Genomic DNA, 17,630 nt, shown 5'->3' on the forward strand with positions numbered 1-17,630 from the left:
TCACCCTTAGTTATGTTTCTCTAATAACCAACGTTTCTGATAAAACTGATTAGCAAAGTCTGTGATCTGCCTTGAAAGCTGGTAATTTGCTGTTGCACCATATACCATCCCCATCAGCGGAATACCCTGGATCAAGCGTTTCCTTAACATGAAGAGGACCATTCCTTTACCGATCAAACCAACCAGATGCCGCATCCATTGGCTGTCAGCAACCAGTTCATCTGACTCAAAGAAATAGGGATTGATTTCCTGATCCAACACCTCGCTCATCAGCTGCTCCCAGGCTTCCTGCTGATGCTGTTTAGGTAAAGTGGCCGCATGGAACAACTTCAAGGACAGCATTGTTTCATAAGGTTGGTTGATTGAATACCCGTACGAAAGAGCAAGTACTTGAATCGATCTCAAGTGTGCAGCAATGCTTGCCGGGATGTCAATTCCTAAAAATAATATACCTCCAGCTCCAGAAAGGCCACCCTGAGCAAAAGAAAGCAGTCTATGTTTCGCTACTTGATGTTGAGCTATGTATCGAAGTTGTTCGATTTTGCAATCCTGTACATCTTCCCAAACTTCTACCTCTTTGTTCATCGATTGAGCAGCCAATAACACCCGCTGCTTCGTATCTTGCTGAAATTGCGAGTTCAAGATGATGGAATGCAAATGAAAAAGCAGGTTATCAATTGTTTGAAGGACCTTGTCACGAATTTTAGGACTGATCCTATTAAAAGCATCGTCAAAGGTTTTTTCGTAAGTCCTGTTGAAGTCAGTCGGAACATATGTAAAATATTCTTGCTCCCATTTTTCGATTGAAGACCAAACTTGCTTCTCGTTCTGCGACCATTCCATACCGAACACCTCCACTAAGAACGTTTCATTCATTATACCAAAATTAGTCCGAAGACAATAATACCTATGAAGAAAACGATTGAGTCAAGTACTTGTGGGAGCAATAATGAGGTTGATTTATTCGAAATTCACTCCCTTTCCGCGGGCAACGAAAAGCAGAAGCGACCCGTTTAGTCACGAAGGTCACCAGAGGACTGACGAGGAAGCTGTCGCTGCAGCAGGAAGTTTAAAGTGATCCAATTGACTGGCCGCTGAGCTGGACGTCACGTCCGTGCATGATCCCTATATCCACGAGCCTCCTCACTTGCACAGGATCTCAACACAAAAATGAAATCATTTTCGTGTCTGCGATGAGAATTCTTAGAAGCTTTCCTTATGCTGGCTTCGAATTCATCACAGGACGTACTTTGTACAGGATGTACTGACTTCGACGTTCACCATAGGACGTGGTGGTATTTAGTCGAAGTTCATTTTTATAGTCGAAGTTCCTTTTAAAAACAGTGGGGTCTAGCCTGGCTCGCCCGTAGGAGTGTCGTAAATTTCGTATGAAATCAACATCTTAAGCCTATCCTAAAGATCTTTACCCTCTTCTGCATTTTTGAGGTTTCAGTTAAATCAACTATATGAAAATCATAACTGTAAAAAAAGAACTCCACCACCACGGTGAAGTTCTTAATCTGAAAATATTTTATTGGGCAAGTCGTACTGTGTCTCTTGCAATCATCACTTCTTCGTTTGTAGGGATGATCAGTACTTTTACTGGGGAGTGTGGATAGTTCAAGAATGCTTCCTTTCCACGAACCTTGTTTAATGCCGGATCCCAGTAAACCCCCATGAATTCAAGGCCTTTAAGGACTCGCTCGCGGATGACATCACTGTTTTCACCGATTCCTGCTGTGAAAATGATTGCATCGATTCCATGCATTTTTGAAGCGTAAGAGCCGATATATTTATGAATTCTTCCTCCGAAAACTTCAAGTGCCAGCTCAGCTCTTTCGTTTCCAGCTGCGGCTTGCTGTTCAATATCTCTTAAATCACTGGAAAAACCGGATACTCCAAGCAGTCCGCTTTCTTTATTGAGGACATTCATCACTTCTTCAGCGGTTTTGCCTGTTTTCTCCATGATGTATGGGATGAGTGCTGGGTCAATGTTCCCTGAACGGGTACCCATCGTTACACCAGCAAGCGGTGTGAAGCCCATAGAAGTATCGATTGATTTCCCACCTTCAATCGCAGCGATACTCGCACCATTTCCAAGGTGACAAGAAATCAACCGTAACTGTTCAATCGGTCTTCCTAATAATTCCGCACAACGTTGAGAAACATATTTATGGCTCGTCCCATGAAAACCATACTTACGGATACCATATTCCTTATAGTAGTCATAAGGAAGGCTATACAAATAGGATTGCTCTGGCATCGTTTGATGGAACGCAGTATCAAACACTGCTACAGCAGGCACATCGGGCAGGATTTCTTTAAATGCCCGAATACCTACGATGTTTGCAGGATTATGAAGCGGTGCTAAGTCGGACACCTCTTCAATTTCCTTGATGATCTCTTCTGTAATCAACACAGAATCATTGAATTTTTCACCGCCGTGTACAACTCGGTGTCCAATCCCTTCAATTTCATCGTAAGAACCGATGATTTGATGAGACATAAGTTTATCTAACAGCATTTTAACCGCAACTGCATGGTTCTCGATATCTGTCACTTCTTTTACCTTTTCACCGTTCACTTCAATTGTAAAAACACTATCAGGAATCCCGATACGTTCGACAAGCCCCTTGGTAACTACTTCTTCCTCAGGCATTTTCAATAATTGAAATTTCAGTGATGAACTTCCGGCATTAATGGCGAGCACCTTTCTCATATATAGACAACTCCTTCGTTGTTCAAGTTCATTCCCAAAAACCAATTACCATTAAACCACCGGTCGATGGTTTCCTGCAAGGAAGGAAAACGTTTTCCATTAATATTCGTTATTTTCAGATTTGAATCCGATTTCATATAGTCTCCCGATACTTTCCTTGTATGTTTAAGTTAACCAGTAAATGAAGTCTTAAACCAGGCATCGATTTTTGTCATGATCGGTTGCAGTGCTTTTGGATCCGAAAAGCTAGGAAGCTCTGCCATCAATGCTTCCTTAGGAGCTGCTACACCTTGACCTCTTTTCTGGATGAAAAAGATACTTTTCGCCTGTTCTTCCTTTTTAAACATCGTCAACGGTAATTGGAGAAGCCCGTGGATGACTGCATGTTCTTTAAGGTACTTGTTCAACTTCTGAGCTTCATCGCCTGCAAATAAGACGTTCGGGATCAAGAAGAAAAGGAATCCTCCTTCTTTTGTATGGTTAAGCGCTTGTTCAATCATCAAGTGATGGGCAAATGAGTGACCCTTGTCAGCCTTCAAGCGGTATTTGGTGGCCATCTCGTCGTTTGGATAATACCCGACTGGCAGATCTGTGATGACAAGATCAACTGGATCGATCATCAAAGATTGCAAGCTGTCCTGATGATAAAGCTGAATATCATGCTCCTGAGCATTCAGATTGACATAAGCAAGTTTGATCAACGTTTCATCAACCTCTGAACCATAGCTGAAGGCTTTCTTTTTCGTTTGGTTTAGGAATGCTGACACAAGGTTCCCAGTCCCGATTGCTGGGTCCAAAAGTGTAATCCTTTCTTTTTTGTTCATAGCCTTTTCGACTAAATAGCCAACGAAGAGAGCAACAGCATCAGGTGTCATTGCATGTTGGGACTGCACGCCCTTTTGCATTCCTTGCAAGATCGCCAATTGGTATCCTTTGCGGATTTCTTCCTTGGATAATTCATCTAATGTAATCGATTCATATTTGTAGATGAGATCATTCTTGGTTTGCTCATCAAACTTATCAGGCATACCACCCTGTACCAGGTTTTCTCCAGTCATGATCAGACCATCAAGATATGTAGTCTGTTCTTTCTCAGAAAGGATCGTTGCCGTTTCGTGTAATAATCTATAGAATGATTCGACTTTCTTAAAATCAGCCATGTAAAATTCCTCCTATCTTACAACTAGCACTATTGTAACAAACCACCAAGAAATCACCGAATGAAAACATGATTTCCGCCTTAAAAAAGGGCAACCACCCAAATGTTCGGACCGATGACCAAACTCTGGAGGTTAACCCCTTTTTGTTTACTATTATCCTTATTGGTGAAATTCTAGATTATTGAGCAGACTTAGCAGCCTCAATCGCCGCCTCATAATCCGGATGGTTCGTCGCTTCACTAACATACTCAACATATGTCACTTTATCGTTAGAGTCGATAACGAATACAGCACGTGTCAAAAGACGTAGTTCTTCAATTGCTACTCCATAAGCTTTACCGAATGAAAGGTCACGATGATCTGAGAGTGTTTGAAGGTTTTCTACACCAGCAGCAGCACACCATCTCTTTTGAGCCATCGGCAGGTCAACACTTACAGTCAATACTTTTACATTATCAAGCTTTGCCGCTTCTTCGTTAAACCGGCGCGTCTGCTGATCACATACACCAGTATCGACAGATGGAACGACACTGATCAATCTTACAGAACCTTTTGTATCATCCAACGTTACAGGAGACATGTCGTTTGCCAATACTTTGAAGTCAGGAGCTGTATCCCCTACTTTCACTTCATTTCCTAATAGTGTTACTGGGTTTTGTTTAAATGTTACATTAGCCATCATTAACAACTCCTTGTTTTAAAAGGTATTCTAACACGTTAATGGTAAACTTTCTGAAATTTTGTTTCAAGTAATATGTAGTTATGTAGTCACGTGGAAGAGTCTTATAAAGCCTTCTCGAGTACCATACACCCAAGATAAAAAAAAGGGCTGCTCATGTTTTGAGCTTGCCCTGCACCATACACTATTTAAAAATCTAAATCTTGCTTTTGGCGTCTTTCAGTCTGATGCTGTGTCTGATTATTGTTGTTCGATTGTTGATTTTTATTCGAATCAGATTTCATCTGAAAGCCACTATTGTTCATCATCCTTTGTACTCGATCTACTACTTGAGGCGCTAAGTCAAGAAGCCGTTCGTACAAATGTGTACTATTATCGAGATGGATTGTCTTTACTCCAGAAGAATTCACAATCAGAAACGCGATTGGCGTAATGGAAACACCGCCTCCGCTACCACCGCCAAAAGGATGTGATTCTCCCTCTGAAGAATCTCTTTTTGATTGACCTGAATTGCCTAAAGCACTGAACTGGCTTCCCCCAGCTGCAAATCCAAAACCAACCTTTGAAACTGTTAGAATCACACTTCCGTCCGGTGTTTCGACTGGATCCCCGATAATTGTATTCACGTCAATCATTTCTTTAATATTTTCCATTGCTGTTTGCATCAAGCCCTGAATTGGATGTTCTGACATGATTTTTCCTTCCCTTCCAATTTTTTACGATCAGATATGCTGCGAGCATAGCTTGCCCGATTCGAAAAGAAAACATACATAATAAATTCGTTTGCACAACAGGGGCTTGAAAAGAAGGCGTAACCTCAAGGACAGGCGGTTTTTCCATTCGTGTTGCAAAGCTTAGAAATCCTGCCACACTACCCTTAATCGTCCATAACACCCCGGCAAAAATTCCAGTTGAAGCAGCATCCCCGGTACCAACTGTACTGATCCATTGGTATTCTTCAATCGTTACTTTTTTCAAAAATTTACGGACGATGCTACCTAGTTGATAGACAGAATCCAGCAGCGCTTTCGTTTCACGCGCTCGATCAATCAAGGATTCAGCCTCGAAGGTCCTTTCTTTCGTATCATGAAGCTTCTTATTGCCGATTTCTGCTTCAGTATCGTATTTCATGTGCATAAGTCCATCATCTTCGAGGTTTATATTATTCAATGGAATTTCCCAAGAATAGTCGAATAACCCTTTTAAAAAGTGGGCTTGTATAAGACACGTATCATCGTTTCCTTGATGGACATATTTGATGGTTACCCGTACCCGGCTGATCATAAGGATACCTATCATCAAACTGATAACCAGTATGATTCCTATAATCCAATACCACATGAGGATCACCCCGAAGTCTCTGAACAGACTGTTTCACTATGTTTTGGTTAAAATATTGATTTGTGCGAAATTCACTCCCTTTCCGTTGGCAGACGAAAAGCGGAAGCGACCCGATTAGTCATGTAGGTCACTGGAAAACTGACGAGGAGGCTGTCACCGCCGCAGGGAGTTTGAAGTGATCCAAGTGACTGGTCGCTGAGCTAGACATCACTTCACTGCATTAACCCACTTCCGCAAGCCTCCTCACTTGCACAGGATGTCAACACAAAAATGAAATCATTTTCGTGTCTGCGATGAGAATTCTTAGAAGCTTTCCTTCTGCTGGCTTCGACGTTCACCACAGGACGTACTTGTACAGGATGTACTGACTTCGACGTTCACCATAGGACGTGGTGGTATTTAGTCGAAGTTCATTATTATAGTCGAAGATCCTTTTAAAGAGAGTGGGGTCTTGCCTGGCTCGCTGTTCCCGCAGGAGTGTCGCGAATTTCGCTTTTGAACTTAATCTCAATCAACTTTAACCATTGTAAAAAAATAAGACCTATCAGCATTATGTACTGACAGGTCTTTAACAATACCTATTTTCGAGTGTGGACGACTCTCGTGTCTGCGAATATATCATGCAACGATTGTTTTTCATTTGTAAAACCAGCGATGATATATCCGATCAAGAAGACGGTTTTACTGATAAATCGACCGATCACTTCTCGAAAAAGCAGAGTGATCCATGGTATATTTTCATTCAAATCTTTTGGTACTACTTTTATCGCAAAAAGCATTTTTCCTAATGTCTGACCGAAGAAACGAGTCATCAATACAAAATAGCTGTAGAAGATGATTGCAGCTATTACTGCCTTTAATGAAAACATACCTCCATCAGATAATGGCAAATCAAACAATACCAATATCGGCTTAACGATCAGACTGTTTAGACTCCAAATGACAAGCAAGTCTAAGAGGTACGCCCAGAACCGGATCCAAAATCCAGCATATACAGTGTTTGTATTACCCAAGTTCAAGGTCTGAGAGGGCTCTGGCAAATGTCCTTCACCTGATAATGTTTGGTCCAATCCAATCCCTCCTATTCCGTATATAAATATTTGATTTGCGGTGTATTTGTTTGACTCATCAATTCTTGTATCCCTAATAGATCTCCATTAGGCTGGAACAATTTTTGTGCGGTCATATTCAGGAAAGAATTCCAACCAAGGCGATTTTCATACTTGATGACATTCAAATGGGAATTCCCAAGATCTTTTTTCATTGCATTGATCGTATCATCTAAATTACCAAGTTCATCGACTAGATCTGCTTTCTTTGCTTGTTGTCCATCGTATACCCGGCCGTCCGCCAACTCTCTTACGTTATTTTCAGAGAGCTCCCGGCCCGTAGCGATGACATCGACGAATTGATTGTAGGAATTATCGACGATGGATTGTAAGATTTCCCTTTCCTCATCTGTCATTTCACGTGTAGGGGATAGGATATCTTTATGAGCGCCGCTCTTGACCGTTTCCCATTTTACCCCAAGTTTATTAGCTAATTCTCCATAATTCATCGATTGAATAATGACACCTAATGAACCTGTCAATGTTGATGGATGGGCAAAGATTTTATCCGCAGGAGCTGAAATATAGTAGCCCCCTGACGCAGCCATATTCCCCATCGATATGTAAACCGGTTTTTTATGTTCCTTTTGCACAGTAGTGATCGCATCATGGATTTCTGCGCTTTCAACCACGCCGCCTCCTGGACTATTAACCCGAATGATGATTCCTTCTACATTTTTGTCCTCTCCTGCATGCTCAAGCATATCAAGAAACCTCTGGTGATTATATCCTGGTGACTGGAAGAATGATGTCGCATCACCAGTGTCTTGAATGACCCCCTCGACGTTCAAGAGTACAATGTTCTGCTTATCGCTCCCTTGCTCGACGACCTTTTCGACAAACGGATCATCTTCTAAAAATCCTCCGCCTTGTAAGTTCGTCAAGTTATCAGATGCAGCGGACGATAATCCATTCATGATGATGGATCCTATGAAAAGTACTGCTGCAATTCCTAGTGCTGCCCAACGTTTTCCATTCATAAGAAGCCTCCTAGCATTATTACATTGGTAAGAATGACCAATCCTTGTTAGAATATCATATTTTCAATTTGAATGATGATAATTTGACAAAAACTTTTTTAAAAACGAAGATAAAAATAGTATGTGTAATTTTTAATGATATGATCTATTAGTTTCTATAGGTGTTTGCTACGAAATTCACTCCTTTTCCGCAAGAGTGTCGCAAATTTCGCTTACAATTACCCTAACAATAAGAAGAATCGGGTAACATTAGATATTAAAGGAACTCATAGGAGGTTTATGATGTCAGAACGAAAGAATATCCATTTTTTCTATAGGAAAGGCAGCCAGTTTGAAGAACAGATTATCCGGTTGAAGAACCTCGCCATTGATAATGGATTTACATTGGTGGAGCAAGCGGACAATGCTAACATCATCGCTAGTATCGGGGGAGATGGAACATTCCTTCAAGCTGTCAGGCAAACTGGATTTCGTGAAGATGCTCTCTATGTCGGTGTAAGTACCGGTCAATTAGGATTTTATTGTGACTTCGACATCGAAGACATTTCAGGAATGATAGATGCAATGCTGAATGAACAGGTAGAGGTCCGCAGATATCCGACCATAAAAGTTAACATGGAAAACGATGCTTCATTTTATTGCTTGAATGAATGTTCGATTCGATCAGGCATCATCAAAACTCTTTCATTAGATTTGTATATCGATGATTTATTTTTTGAACGGTTTAAAGGAGATGGCATGATCATATCGACACCGACTGGAAGTACAGCATACAACAAGTCGTTAGACGGGGCGATCGTGGACCCGAAACTTCCATGTATGCAAATCAGCGAAGTAGCGTCGATCAACAATAATCATTATCGCACCCTTGGTAGTTCTTTCATTTTAAGTGATTCAAGATCACTCGATATCCGGCTTGTAAACGAAGGGAACAACTTCCCGATCATAGCGATGGATAACGAAGCGCTCAGTATACGAGAGCCCGGTTCCATCAACATTCGCCTTTCCGATAAAAGGATCAAGACTGTTAAGCTGAAGGATAATTCCTTCTGGCATAAGGTCAAGCGTAGTTTCTTATAAGTCCCGTAAAAAACTCCCTGCGAGGGGAGTTTTTTATCCTTGATAAACAATGATATTGTTAACGACCGTTTTCGCTACTTTGACATTCGGAATCGCTTCTGGATCAATATGGAACAGGTCTTCATTCAAAATTGTGAAATCTGCATTGAATCCTTTATCGATCATGCCTGTTTCATTTTCTTTTCCAATAGCATATGCGCTTCCTTTCGTGTACAATTCAACCGCTTCATATACTGATAATTTTTGCTCCGGATAAAATCCCTCATGTTTATCACCATGCTTTTTACGCATGACTGCAGCATAGATCGTCAGTAGAGGATCTGCAGTTTCGATTGGTGCATCGGAACCAGCAGCACATGCAACTCCTTCTTTTAATAACGTTTTCCATGCAAAGCTGTATTTCATCCTGCCTTCCCCAAGACGTTCAATGACCCACGGGAAATCAGATGCCACGAAATGTGGCTGTATATCAATGATTACAGGAACCTTTTTCAAACGCTCGATGAGGTCTGGTCGTACAACCTGTCCGTGGACGAAACGATCCCTTAAGCCTGCAGGAGGTGGATTCTCTTCAACCGCATAAAGAGCAAATTCTAACGCAAGGTCCCCAATTGTATGGATTGCGACTGGCATCTGATAATGACGCGCCTTTTTAACGAGTTCTTTAAGGTCTGTCAATGAGTGGATCGCCACCCCATACGTTTCAGGCATATCATTATAAGGTTTACTCAAGTAGGCTGTCCTGCCACCTAAAGCTCCATCAGCAAAAATCTTCATCGCACCGAGCTCGACAAATCCGTTCGATACCCCAAACTTCAAACCTTCCTCATGCATGTCTGCAACAACTTCATGATGAACCAAAAGATTTGCTTTGAACTGAAGTTGATCTGGATTGATGACTTCCAAAAAAGTTTTGTACGTCCGTTTGAATCCCCCATAATAATTGAGATCCTCACTGTGTCCGCCGACAAGCCCTAGACTCGTAAGATCTTGAACAGACGTAGTTAACGCACGATGAAGATAATCCTCGGTCACTTTTGGCAGGGCATCCTTTACTAATTCTTGAGCTTTATCCAGCAGATATCCCGTAGGTTCACCATTTGTATCCCGTACAATGACTCCTCCTGGCGGGTCCTCTGTATCTTTTGTTATTCCTGCAAGCTCCAAAGCCTTAGAGTTGGCAAGCAGAGCATGCCGGCAGATTCGGGTCAGCATCATCGGATGATGTGGAGCAATTTCATCAAGCTCGAAGCGATGAAATATCTTTCGATCCATGAAATTGTTTTCGTTCCATCCTTCACCAATGATCCAATCACCGACAGGGGTAGAATAGACCTTCTCTTTCAAGGTCATCTTCATTTCTTCAGCAGACATCACTTCCGAAAGATCCAATCGTAACAGTTTTTCTCCATGCCCAATCATATGTAGATGGCTATCGACAAATCCCGGATACATGATTGCCCCTTCTAAATTCTCTATTTGATCAATTTTATGATCCTTTTCAATGCGTGAACGGTCACCGCAGTCGATAATTGTATCGCCTTCAACTAAAACAGCTTCGACTTTATCGAACTCATGTTTCATTGTATAGATGGTGCCATTTGTCCATAATGTTTTCATAATCACACCTCAATTACTATCCCTATTTGTAATCAGCATACCTAAGATTTAATTGTAAATCCATAAACAAAGAAAATTTGCAAAGCCAATCCTTCCGTACAGCTAAGGGCTTAGTTCCTCGAAAAAGCAAATTGCGTTTCCAATGTGCGGGGTATTGCTATGGATATGGTCAGTTTGTGCACTTAAAAAAGGACCGGCTAATCCGGTCCTTCTTTCTAGTTTACAGTCGTTTTGTTTTCTTTCATTCTCAATTCGATCCGGCGTATTTTACCTGAAGTAGTCTTCGGAAGTTCCTCGACGAATTCGATCTTACGCGGATACTTATATGGTGCTGTCAGCTTTTTAACGTGTTCCTGTAGAGCTGGTATCAAGTCTTCAGACAACGCTTCTGATGAATTTTTCAAAACAATAAAGGCTTTGACGACATTCCCACGTACCTCATCAGGACTTCCTACTACAGCGCATTCTTTAACTGACGGATGCTTAACGAGTGCGTCTTCGACTTCAAACGGTCCAATCGTATAACCAGAACTGATGATGATGTCATCACCTCTACCCTCAAACCAGAAGTACCCATCTTCATCCTTCTTCGCTTTGTCACCCGTAAGATAATAATCCCCACGGAATGCCATTTTTGTCCGTTCTTGATCTTTATAATATTCCTTGAATAGTGCAGGCACATCTCGATGAACGGCAATATCTCCAACCTCGCCGACCTGAGCAGGTTGTCCTTCCTCATTGATGATTTCTACATGGTTTCCAGGTGTAGGTTTCCCCATTGATCCAGGTCGGACTTCCATTCCTTCAACTATACCTACAAGCAGCGTGTTTTCTGTCTGTCCGTATCCATCACGTACGGTCACGTTGAAATAGTTCCGGAAAATATCGATAACTTCCCGATTTAAAGGTTCTCCGGCAGAAACAGCACTTCTTAAGCTTGAAAGGTCATACTCCTTCAAGTTATCGACTTTCGCCATCAATCTATATTCCGTTGGTGTACAGCAAAGTACGTTGATTTGATTTTTCTCCAACAGATCTAAATATGTGTTCGGATCGAATTTTCCATTGTAGACAAAACCAGTCGCTCCTGTACCTAGCACAGACACAAATGGACTCCAAATCCACTTCTGCCATCCTGGTCCAGCAGTGGCCCATACGATATCATTTTCTTTAATGTTCAGCCACGATGTTGCCGCAGTCCGGATATGAGCATAGGCCCATCCATGTGTGTGAACGACGCCCTTAGGCTGACCAGTCGTTCCAGAGGTATATGAGAGGAATGCCATGTCAGCACTGTTCGTAGTTGGAAATCCAAGGGATGGGTCAAAGGATTCTGTCACTTCTTCAATCGTAGACCATCCCTCGGCTTTTCCTCCAACCGTAATTTTATATTCCAAACTTTCAACAGGATCTTTAATGTCATCAATAAGTGAAGTCAATGGTTCATAAGCTATGACCGCTTTCACTTCACCATGATTGATTCGATAGCTTAAATCTTTCGGTCGGAGCATCTCGGAACATGGGATGACAACAAGACCTGCTTTCAAAATCGCTAGGTATACTTTATACGTATCAATCAGACGCGGCATCATTACGAGAACACGATCACCTTTGTTTAACCCTAAGCTAAGTAAGGCTTTTGCAAGGTCATTTGCTTGATTAAATAATTTTTTGTACGTGATTTCATCTACAGCACCCTGTTCGTTGCGCCACTTGATCGCGACACGCGAAGGGTCTTTCGCATACTTTTCCATTTCTTCAGCTGCATTGTACTGTTGAGGAGCTATTAAGGTTTGGTTGTACAAAGCTGACGCCTCCTTATGTATTAATTTCATCTTCTATTATACATAATTTTTGGAATATTTTCATTTTGATTTGATAAAGGAGAACATATAGGCTAAATCTGTTCACTTCTTGGCATATTCTGTTCACTTTTCGAGGTATTCTGTCCACTTAGCGTCAAGATAGCAATACCCCCTGATAAGAAGTGGATTTCGCTAAAAACGATCCTGACACAAAAAAGGCCAGCATCAGATGCTGACCTGTTTTCCATCAGTATTATGTTGTAGAAGGTGTGTTACTTTTGAGGTTGTTGACCTTGAGCCATAGCAACTAGACGCTTAGTGATTTCACCACCAACAGATCCGTTTGCACGAGCTGAAGAGTCAGGACCAAGTTGCACTCCAAATTCAGAAGCAATTTCAGTCTTCATAGCGTTAAGAGCTTGTTGAGCTCCAGGTACTACTAATTTGTTTGATTGACGAGCCATGATATTCACCTCCTTTGTACCCATAGGTTACGGAGGCAGAGGCGAATTAATACTCGCTTCTAGGTGGTAAATCTTGATAAGAAAATCATTGGTTAAAATAAGTCTTCGAACGCATTGTCACGGGTTTCAGTTTCCTCTTTAAAGTGAACAGTTTCCGTATTATTTACAGCCTCTTCGACAAGTGTATCGATTTCCATATATTGCTCAAATCGATTCGCTTTTTCTCGTCTTGGTTTCGTTTTTGGAGCAGACGGCAAGAACACTGTACAACAATCCTCGTATGGTCGTATCGAGATATCATACGTGCCAATCTTTCTTGATATTTCCATAATTTCAATTTTATCCATTGTAATCAACGGTCGAATGATCGGAAGGTTCGTCACCTCGTTGATCGTATTCATGCTCGGCAAGGTTTGACTGGCAACCTGTCCTAAACTTTCACCTGTTGCTATCGCTAGCGCATCATTTTGGGCAGCTAGTTTTTCTGTAATACGAAGCATGTAACGCCGCATGATCGTCATGCTGTAGTTATCAGGAATTTGTTTTTTAATTGCTTTTTGCACATCTGTAAATGGCACGACATGCATCTTGATTGCTCCACCATATTTCGTAAGAACTTGAGTCAGATCCTCAACCTTTTGTCTTGCCCGGTCGCTTGTGAATGGAGGGCTGTGGAAGTGGACCATTTCAACACGGATGCCACGTTTCATTGTCAAGTACCCTGCCACAGGACTATCAATTCCGCCAGATAACATCAACATGACTTTTCCACTGCTGCCGATCGGTAATCCCCCAGCACCAGGATAGTCGATACAACTGATATAAGTCGCTTCGGGTTTGATTTCCACTTTGATTTCTACATCTGGATGATGGACGTCCACTGTAATGTCTTCAGAATTCTTTAGTACGTATCCACCAATCAAATGGTTCAATTCCTGGGAATCATGCGGATATTGCTTGTAATTCCTTTTGGTTGAAACTTTGAACGTCTTGACAGCAGGGCCAGCTTGTTTTAAAGCCTCAAGTGCTGTTTTTTGGATATTTTCCAATTCTAGGTCGCACTTTACAGCAAGAGTCAAACCTTGGATCCCGAAAATTTCTTGTAATTTCTCCACAATCAGTTCGTGATCAGCCCCATGCAGTTCAATAACCATACGATCGAAGGCTTTTTTCACAGTAACACCTTCATATGGCTTCAACTTCCTTCTGATTGTATCCCTTAATTGATTCACAAAGTGATGTTTATTTTTCCCTTTAAGTGATAATTCTCCGTATTTGACTATGATGTGGTCGTAAATCATATTATTCCCTCATTACTTTCTTTAAGTTATCGATGACTTCTAGAAGGATTTGGATGAATCTTTCTCCCTCGTTACGTGTATTTTCAAAGCTGAGACTTACGCGTATCGCACTGCTGGCTCGTTCCAATTCATATCCGGTCGCTTCCAATACTCTACTGACATCAGTCGATTTGGAGGAACATGCAGATTTTGTTGAAACAAATACACCTCTTTCTTCTAAAGCATGGATCAACACCTCTGGCTTGATACCCGGAACAGAAAAATTAATAATATGTGGTGCACTATAATCCTCTGGCGTGTTAAGGAATACACCTTCAATTTCAGATAGCTGCTTCCGTATATAGTCCTTTAACTGAACAAGGTTGTCCATCTCATATTTTGATTTTTCTATTGTTAGACGAAGCGCTTTTGCCATTGCGATGATTCCAGGTATATTTTCTGTCCCAGCTCGATGTTTGAATTCCTGTGAACCTCCGTGAAGAAGTGGGGATAATGTCACTCCGCTCCGGACATATAGGAACCCGACACCTTTTGGCCCGTGGAATTTGTGGCTCGAAAAGGAACATAAATCAATACCAGATTGTTCATACTGAATAGGAACTTTCCCTATGCCTTGAACATGATCGACATGGAAAAAGATCTTCGGATGTTCATTCAATAACTTGCCGATACCTTGTATGGGTTGAACCGTTCCAAGCTCATTGTTTACATGCATGACAGAAACAAGAATCGTATCATTCCTGATTTCGTTTTGCAGATCTTGAACAGAGACACAACCTTTTCGATCCACAGGTAAAAAAGTGACATCGAATCCCAACTGCTGTAACTGCCTGAATGATTCATAACACGAAGCATGCTCAATTTCAGTGGTAATCAAATGTTTGCCCCGTGTCTGATGACGAAGTGCAATCCCCTTGATCGCCAGGTTGTTCGCTTCCGTACCTCCAGATGTAAATACAATCTCTGCAGGGTTGACACGAATAAGATCTGCGATTTGCTTCCGGGCTGTACTTATCAGCTTTTCCACTTCGCCTCCTAAACGGTGGATCGAAGAAGGATTGGCGAAATAGTTCTCAGCCACGGTCATATATGTCTTCATCGCTTTAGGATAAGGTTTGGTTGTCGCACTATTGTCGAAATAAATCATTATTTCCTTTACCCCTTTAATAATCGGCTTTGTTAAATAATACGGTTGATTTCTGACTAAATTTTATCGAAATTCGCGACACTCCTGCGGGAAAAGGGACCTAGGCAAGACCCCATCTTTTTTAAAAGGATCTTCGACTATAATAATGAACTTCGACTAAATACCACCACGTCCTATGGTGAACGTCGAAGTCAGCAGAAGGAAAGCTTCTAAGAATTTTCATAGCAGACACGAAAATGATTTCATTTTTGTGTTGAGATCCTGTGCAAGTGAGGAAGCTTGCGGAAGTGGGTTAATACAGGAAAGTGATGTCCAGCTCAGCGACCAGTCACTTGGATCACTCAAACTTCCAGCGGCGGCAACACATTGATTGACATCCTTATGAGTTAGCCCATGCAGAATCAAGTCTTTGTTTGGTTCCAGCCTCCTCGTCCGTTTTCCAGTGACCTACGTGCCTAACCGGGTCGCTTCCGCTTTTCGTTTGCCCGCAGAAAGGGAGTGAATTTCGCAAAAATCAATAATAACGTATAACAATGCCAAAAATTATTTCATTGCATCGTTTAATAATATCATATCTAGATTGGATTCCAAACATGAGAATTTAATCAGTGCTATTCGACATATTATGACAATGTTTTTAACAGCGAAGTCCTTTCCTAATCAAGCACACGATTCTATTTTCAATAGAAAACTTAAACATTCTTTAGTAAATAAGAGATGTACAAATATTTCAAATCAAAACAATCTTTCAACTTTTTACTAAAGTATCTATTTTTCGTAAAGATTGTGTTAAGCTTTAACCGATTTTAGAAAACTTAATGATTTCAGTCGATAATTGTCACGGAGGTTTTACAGCATGAAATCTACAAAATCACTTTCTTTTAAGGATACATTTACGATCGGGCTTATGATGTTCGCTTTATTCCTCGGGGCTGGTAATATGATATTCCCTCCTTTACTTGGTCAAACAGCAGGAACCAACGTATGGACGGCTATCTCGGGCTTTCTGATCACAGGTGTCGGCCTGCCACTTTTGGGTATTGTGGCAATTGGCCTGACAGGCGGAACATTAAGAGATCTGGCTGGTCGCGTGCACCCGTCTTTTGCAATTATTTTTTCCACATTAATCTATTTAGCTATTGGTCCATTTTTCGGAATTCCGAGAACAGGCACAGTTGCATTTGAGATAGGCGCTGTTCCGTTCTTGCCTGAAACAGTCAATCCAAACGGTATGTCTTTATTCATTTACACAGTCATCTTTTTCGGTATTACATTTTGGTTTGCTTTGAATCCGACCAAGCTTGTTGATCGTATTGGTAAAATCTTGACGCCGATACTCATCGTTGTTATTGGACTGATTGTAATTAAAGGCATCGTTAATCCTATGGGCAGTTTTTCAAATCCATCAGGTGAATATACATCGACTCCATTCTTCAACGGTTTCATCAATGGCTATTTGACGATGGACGCGATCGCAGCACTAGTCTTTGGGATTGTAGTCATCAATGCTGTAAAATCCAGAGGGGTTTCTGATAAAAAAGAAATTGCAAAAGCAACAACGAAAGCAGGATTCATTGCTGTCAGTGGACTCGCGTTAGTCTATCTATCACTAGCCTATATCGGAGCAACGAGCAGGAATGTTCTTGGAGAAAGTGATAATGGTGGAACCATTCTTACAGGAGCAGCGGATGTGTTATTTGGTCAGTTCGGAATCGTCCTGCTGGCTATCGCGATTACATTCGCCTGCCTAACTACATCAATTGGACTTGTGACAGCATGTGGAGAGTATTTCAATGGACTCATGCCGACTGTACCGTACAAACTGATTATCGGCATATTATGTGTGTTCAGTGCAGCTGTCGCTAATGTCGGACTTACTCAATTGATCAACATGACTTTACCAGTATTGATAGGAATCTATCCACTTGCCATTGCACTTATCTTTTATTCCTTCTTCCATCGACAATTCGGCGGCTATCGCGAAGTATATATCGGTGGATTACTAGGAGCCGGGGTTGTCAGTATTTTCGATTCATTGAATGAATTGAACGTGAACATTACAGCTATTACCGACATCATGAGTGCATATCTTCCTTTATTTGAGCAAGGTGTCGGATGGATCACACCTTCATTAATCGGTGCAATTATCGGATATATCATCGGGCGTTCAAAATCTCAGATAATTGATAACGCAGATTTCAATAAAGCATAAATAACCGTATTTT

16 protein-coding genes are annotated in these 17,630 nt (G+C 41.4%); 3 read left to right on the top strand and 13 right to left on the bottom strand.

Annotated features, from left to right (window positions below):
- Positions 1-6 precede the first annotated feature (6 nt).
- The 8 genes from KOL94_RS10560 to sppA form a co-directional block, all read right to left on the bottom strand.
- A complete protein-coding gene (locus tag KOL94_RS10560) occupies positions 7-843 on the bottom strand; it encodes an EcsC family protein (protein WP_221566391.1) in 837 nt (278 codons plus the stop codon).
- A gap of 688 nt (positions 844-1,531) precedes the next feature.
- The gene (locus KOL94_RS10565) at positions 1,532-2,719 is read right to left on the bottom strand and encodes an acetate kinase (protein WP_221566392.1); all 1,188 of its coding nucleotides are present in this window, start codon (positions 2,717-2,719) and stop codon (positions 1,532-1,534) included.
- A 170-nt stretch (positions 2,720-2,889) separates the two neighbouring features.
- A complete protein-coding gene (locus KOL94_RS10570; RefSeq protein WP_221566393.1) occupies positions 2,890-3,879 on the bottom strand; it encodes a class I SAM-dependent methyltransferase in 990 nt (329 codons plus the stop codon).
- A 178-nt stretch (positions 3,880-4,057) separates the two neighbouring features.
- Positions 4,058-4,558: a thiol peroxidase gene (gene tpx / locus KOL94_RS10575; protein ID WP_221566394.1), complete on the bottom strand. Its 501-nt coding sequence runs from the start codon at positions 4,556-4,558 to the stop codon at positions 4,058-4,060.
- Positions 4,559-4,746: 188 nt separating this feature from the next.
- Positions 4,747-5,250 carry a GerW family sporulation protein gene (gene ytfJ, locus KOL94_RS10580; RefSeq protein ID WP_221566395.1) on the bottom strand — a complete coding sequence of 168 codons (504 nt, stop codon included), beginning with the start codon at positions 5,248-5,250 and terminating at the stop codon, positions 4,747-4,749.
- Complete coding sequence (locus KOL94_RS10585; RefSeq protein ID WP_221566396.1) at positions 5,198-5,899, bottom strand: DUF2953 domain-containing protein; 702 nt, start codon at positions 5,897-5,899, stop codon at positions 5,198-5,200. Before KOL94_RS10585 ends, ytfJ begins: the two co-directional genes overlap by 53 nt.
- A gap of 578 nt (positions 5,900-6,477) precedes the next feature.
- Positions 6,478-6,969: an RDD family protein gene (locus KOL94_RS10590; protein WP_260412277.1), complete on the bottom strand. Its 492-nt coding sequence runs from the start codon at positions 6,967-6,969 to the stop codon at positions 6,478-6,480.
- An 11-nt stretch (positions 6,970-6,980) separates the two neighbouring features.
- Positions 6,981-7,988 (bottom strand): signal peptide peptidase SppA, encoded by a 1,008-nt coding sequence (gene sppA, locus KOL94_RS10595; protein WP_221566397.1) that lies wholly within the window; start codon positions 7,986-7,988, stop codon positions 6,981-6,983.
- Positions 7,989-8,270: 282 nt separating this feature from the next.
- Here sppA and KOL94_RS10600 point away from each other — a divergent pair, with 282 nt between their 5' ends.
- Positions 8,271-9,068 (top strand): NAD kinase, encoded by a 798-nt coding sequence (locus KOL94_RS10600; protein ID WP_221566398.1) that lies wholly within the window; start codon positions 8,271-8,273, stop codon positions 9,066-9,068.
- Between the two features lie 33 nt (positions 9,069-9,101).
- Here the strand turns inward: KOL94_RS10600 and KOL94_RS10605 are convergent, their stop codons facing one another.
- The 5 genes from KOL94_RS10605 to KOL94_RS10625 form a co-directional block, all read right to left on the bottom strand.
- The gene (locus KOL94_RS10605) at positions 9,102-10,688 is read right to left on the bottom strand and encodes an amidohydrolase (protein ID WP_221566399.1); all 1,587 of its coding nucleotides are present in this window, start codon (positions 10,686-10,688) and stop codon (positions 9,102-9,104) included.
- A 215-nt stretch (positions 10,689-10,903) separates the two neighbouring features.
- The gene (gene mbcS, locus KOL94_RS10610; RefSeq protein WP_221566400.1) at positions 10,904-12,493 is read right to left on the bottom strand and encodes an acyl-CoA synthetase MbcS; all 1,590 of its coding nucleotides are present in this window, start codon (positions 12,491-12,493) and stop codon (positions 10,904-10,906) included.
- Positions 12,494-12,765: 272 nt separating this feature from the next.
- Positions 12,766-12,957 (bottom strand): alpha/beta-type small acid-soluble spore protein, encoded by a 192-nt coding sequence (locus KOL94_RS10615; RefSeq protein ID WP_221566401.1) that lies wholly within the window; start codon positions 12,955-12,957, stop codon positions 12,766-12,768.
- 92 nt (positions 12,958-13,049) lie between these two features.
- Positions 13,050-14,258, bottom strand: a complete 1,209-nt coding sequence (gene thiI / locus KOL94_RS10620) for a tRNA uracil 4-sulfurtransferase ThiI (protein ID WP_221566402.1) — start codon at positions 14,256-14,258, stop codon at positions 13,050-13,052.
- Between the two features lies 1 nt (position 14,259).
- Complete coding sequence (locus KOL94_RS10625; RefSeq protein ID WP_221566403.1) at positions 14,260-15,405, bottom strand: cysteine desulfurase family protein; 1,146 nt, start codon at positions 15,403-15,405, stop codon at positions 14,260-14,262.
- A gap of 175 nt (positions 15,406-15,580) precedes the next feature.
- Here KOL94_RS10625 and KOL94_RS10630 point away from each other — a divergent pair, with 175 nt between their 5' ends.
- Together KOL94_RS10630 and brnQ are read left to right on the top strand one after the other, a co-directional pair.
- The gene (locus KOL94_RS10630) at positions 15,581-15,775 is read left to right on the top strand and encodes a hypothetical protein (RefSeq protein WP_221566404.1); all 195 of its coding nucleotides are present in this window, start codon (positions 15,581-15,583) and stop codon (positions 15,773-15,775) included.
- A 486-nt stretch (positions 15,776-16,261) separates the two neighbouring features.
- Positions 16,262-17,617: a branched-chain amino acid transport system II carrier protein gene (brnQ, locus tag KOL94_RS10635; protein ID WP_221566405.1), complete on the top strand. Its 1,356-nt coding sequence runs from the start codon at positions 16,262-16,264 to the stop codon at positions 17,615-17,617.
- The last annotated feature ends 13 nt before the right edge of the window (positions 17,618-17,630 follow it).

Source organism: Alkalihalobacillus sp. TS-13 (assembly GCF_019720915.1).
In the GTDB taxonomy this organism is placed as follows: Bacteria; Bacillota; Bacilli; order Bacillales; family Fictibacillaceae; genus Pseudalkalibacillus.

Coding starts and splice junctions, on each gene's coding strand:
- KOL94_RS10560 (WP_221566391.1), bottom strand. CDS start 843: ATGGAATGGTCGCAGAACGAGAAGCAAGTTTGGTCTTCAATCGAAAAA.
- KOL94_RS10565 (WP_221566392.1), bottom strand. CDS start 2,719: ATGAGAAAGGTGCTCGCCATTAATGCCGGAAGTTCATCACTGAAATTT.
- KOL94_RS10570 (WP_221566393.1), bottom strand. CDS start 3,879: ATGGCTGATTTTAAGAAAGTCGAATCATTCTATAGATTATTACACGAA.
- tpx (WP_221566394.1), bottom strand. CDS start 4,558: ATGGCTAATGTAACATTTAAACAAAACCCAGTAACACTATTAGGAAAT.
- ytfJ (WP_221566395.1), bottom strand. CDS start 5,250: ATGTCAGAACATCCAATTCAGGGCTTGATGCAAACAGCAATGGAAAAT.
- KOL94_RS10585 (WP_221566396.1), bottom strand. CDS start 5,899: ATGTGGTATTGGATTATAGGAATCATACTGGTTATCAGTTTGATGATA.
- sppA (WP_221566397.1), bottom strand. CDS start 7,988: ATGAATGGAAAACGTTGGGCAGCACTAGGAATTGCAGCAGTACTTTTC.
- KOL94_RS10600 (WP_221566398.1), top strand. CDS start 8,271: ATGTCAGAACGAAAGAATATCCATTTTTTCTATAGGAAAGGCAGCCAG.
- KOL94_RS10605 (WP_221566399.1), bottom strand. CDS start 10,688: ATGAAAACATTATGGACAAATGGCACCATCTATACAATGAAACATGAG.
- KOL94_RS10615 (WP_221566401.1), bottom strand. CDS start 12,957: ATGGCTCGTCAATCAAACAAATTAGTAGTACCTGGAGCTCAACAAGCT.
- thiI (WP_221566402.1), bottom strand. CDS start 14,258: ATGATTTACGACCACATCATAGTCAAATACGGAGAATTATCACTTAAA.
- KOL94_RS10625 (WP_221566403.1), bottom strand. CDS start 15,405: ATGATTTATTTCGACAATAGTGCGACAACCAAACCTTATCCTAAAGCG.
- KOL94_RS10630 (WP_221566404.1), top strand. CDS start 15,581: ATGGTGAACGTCGAAGTCAGCAGAAGGAAAGCTTCTAAGAATTTTCAT.
- brnQ (WP_221566405.1), top strand. CDS start 16,262: ATGAAATCTACAAAATCACTTTCTTTTAAGGATACATTTACGATCGGG.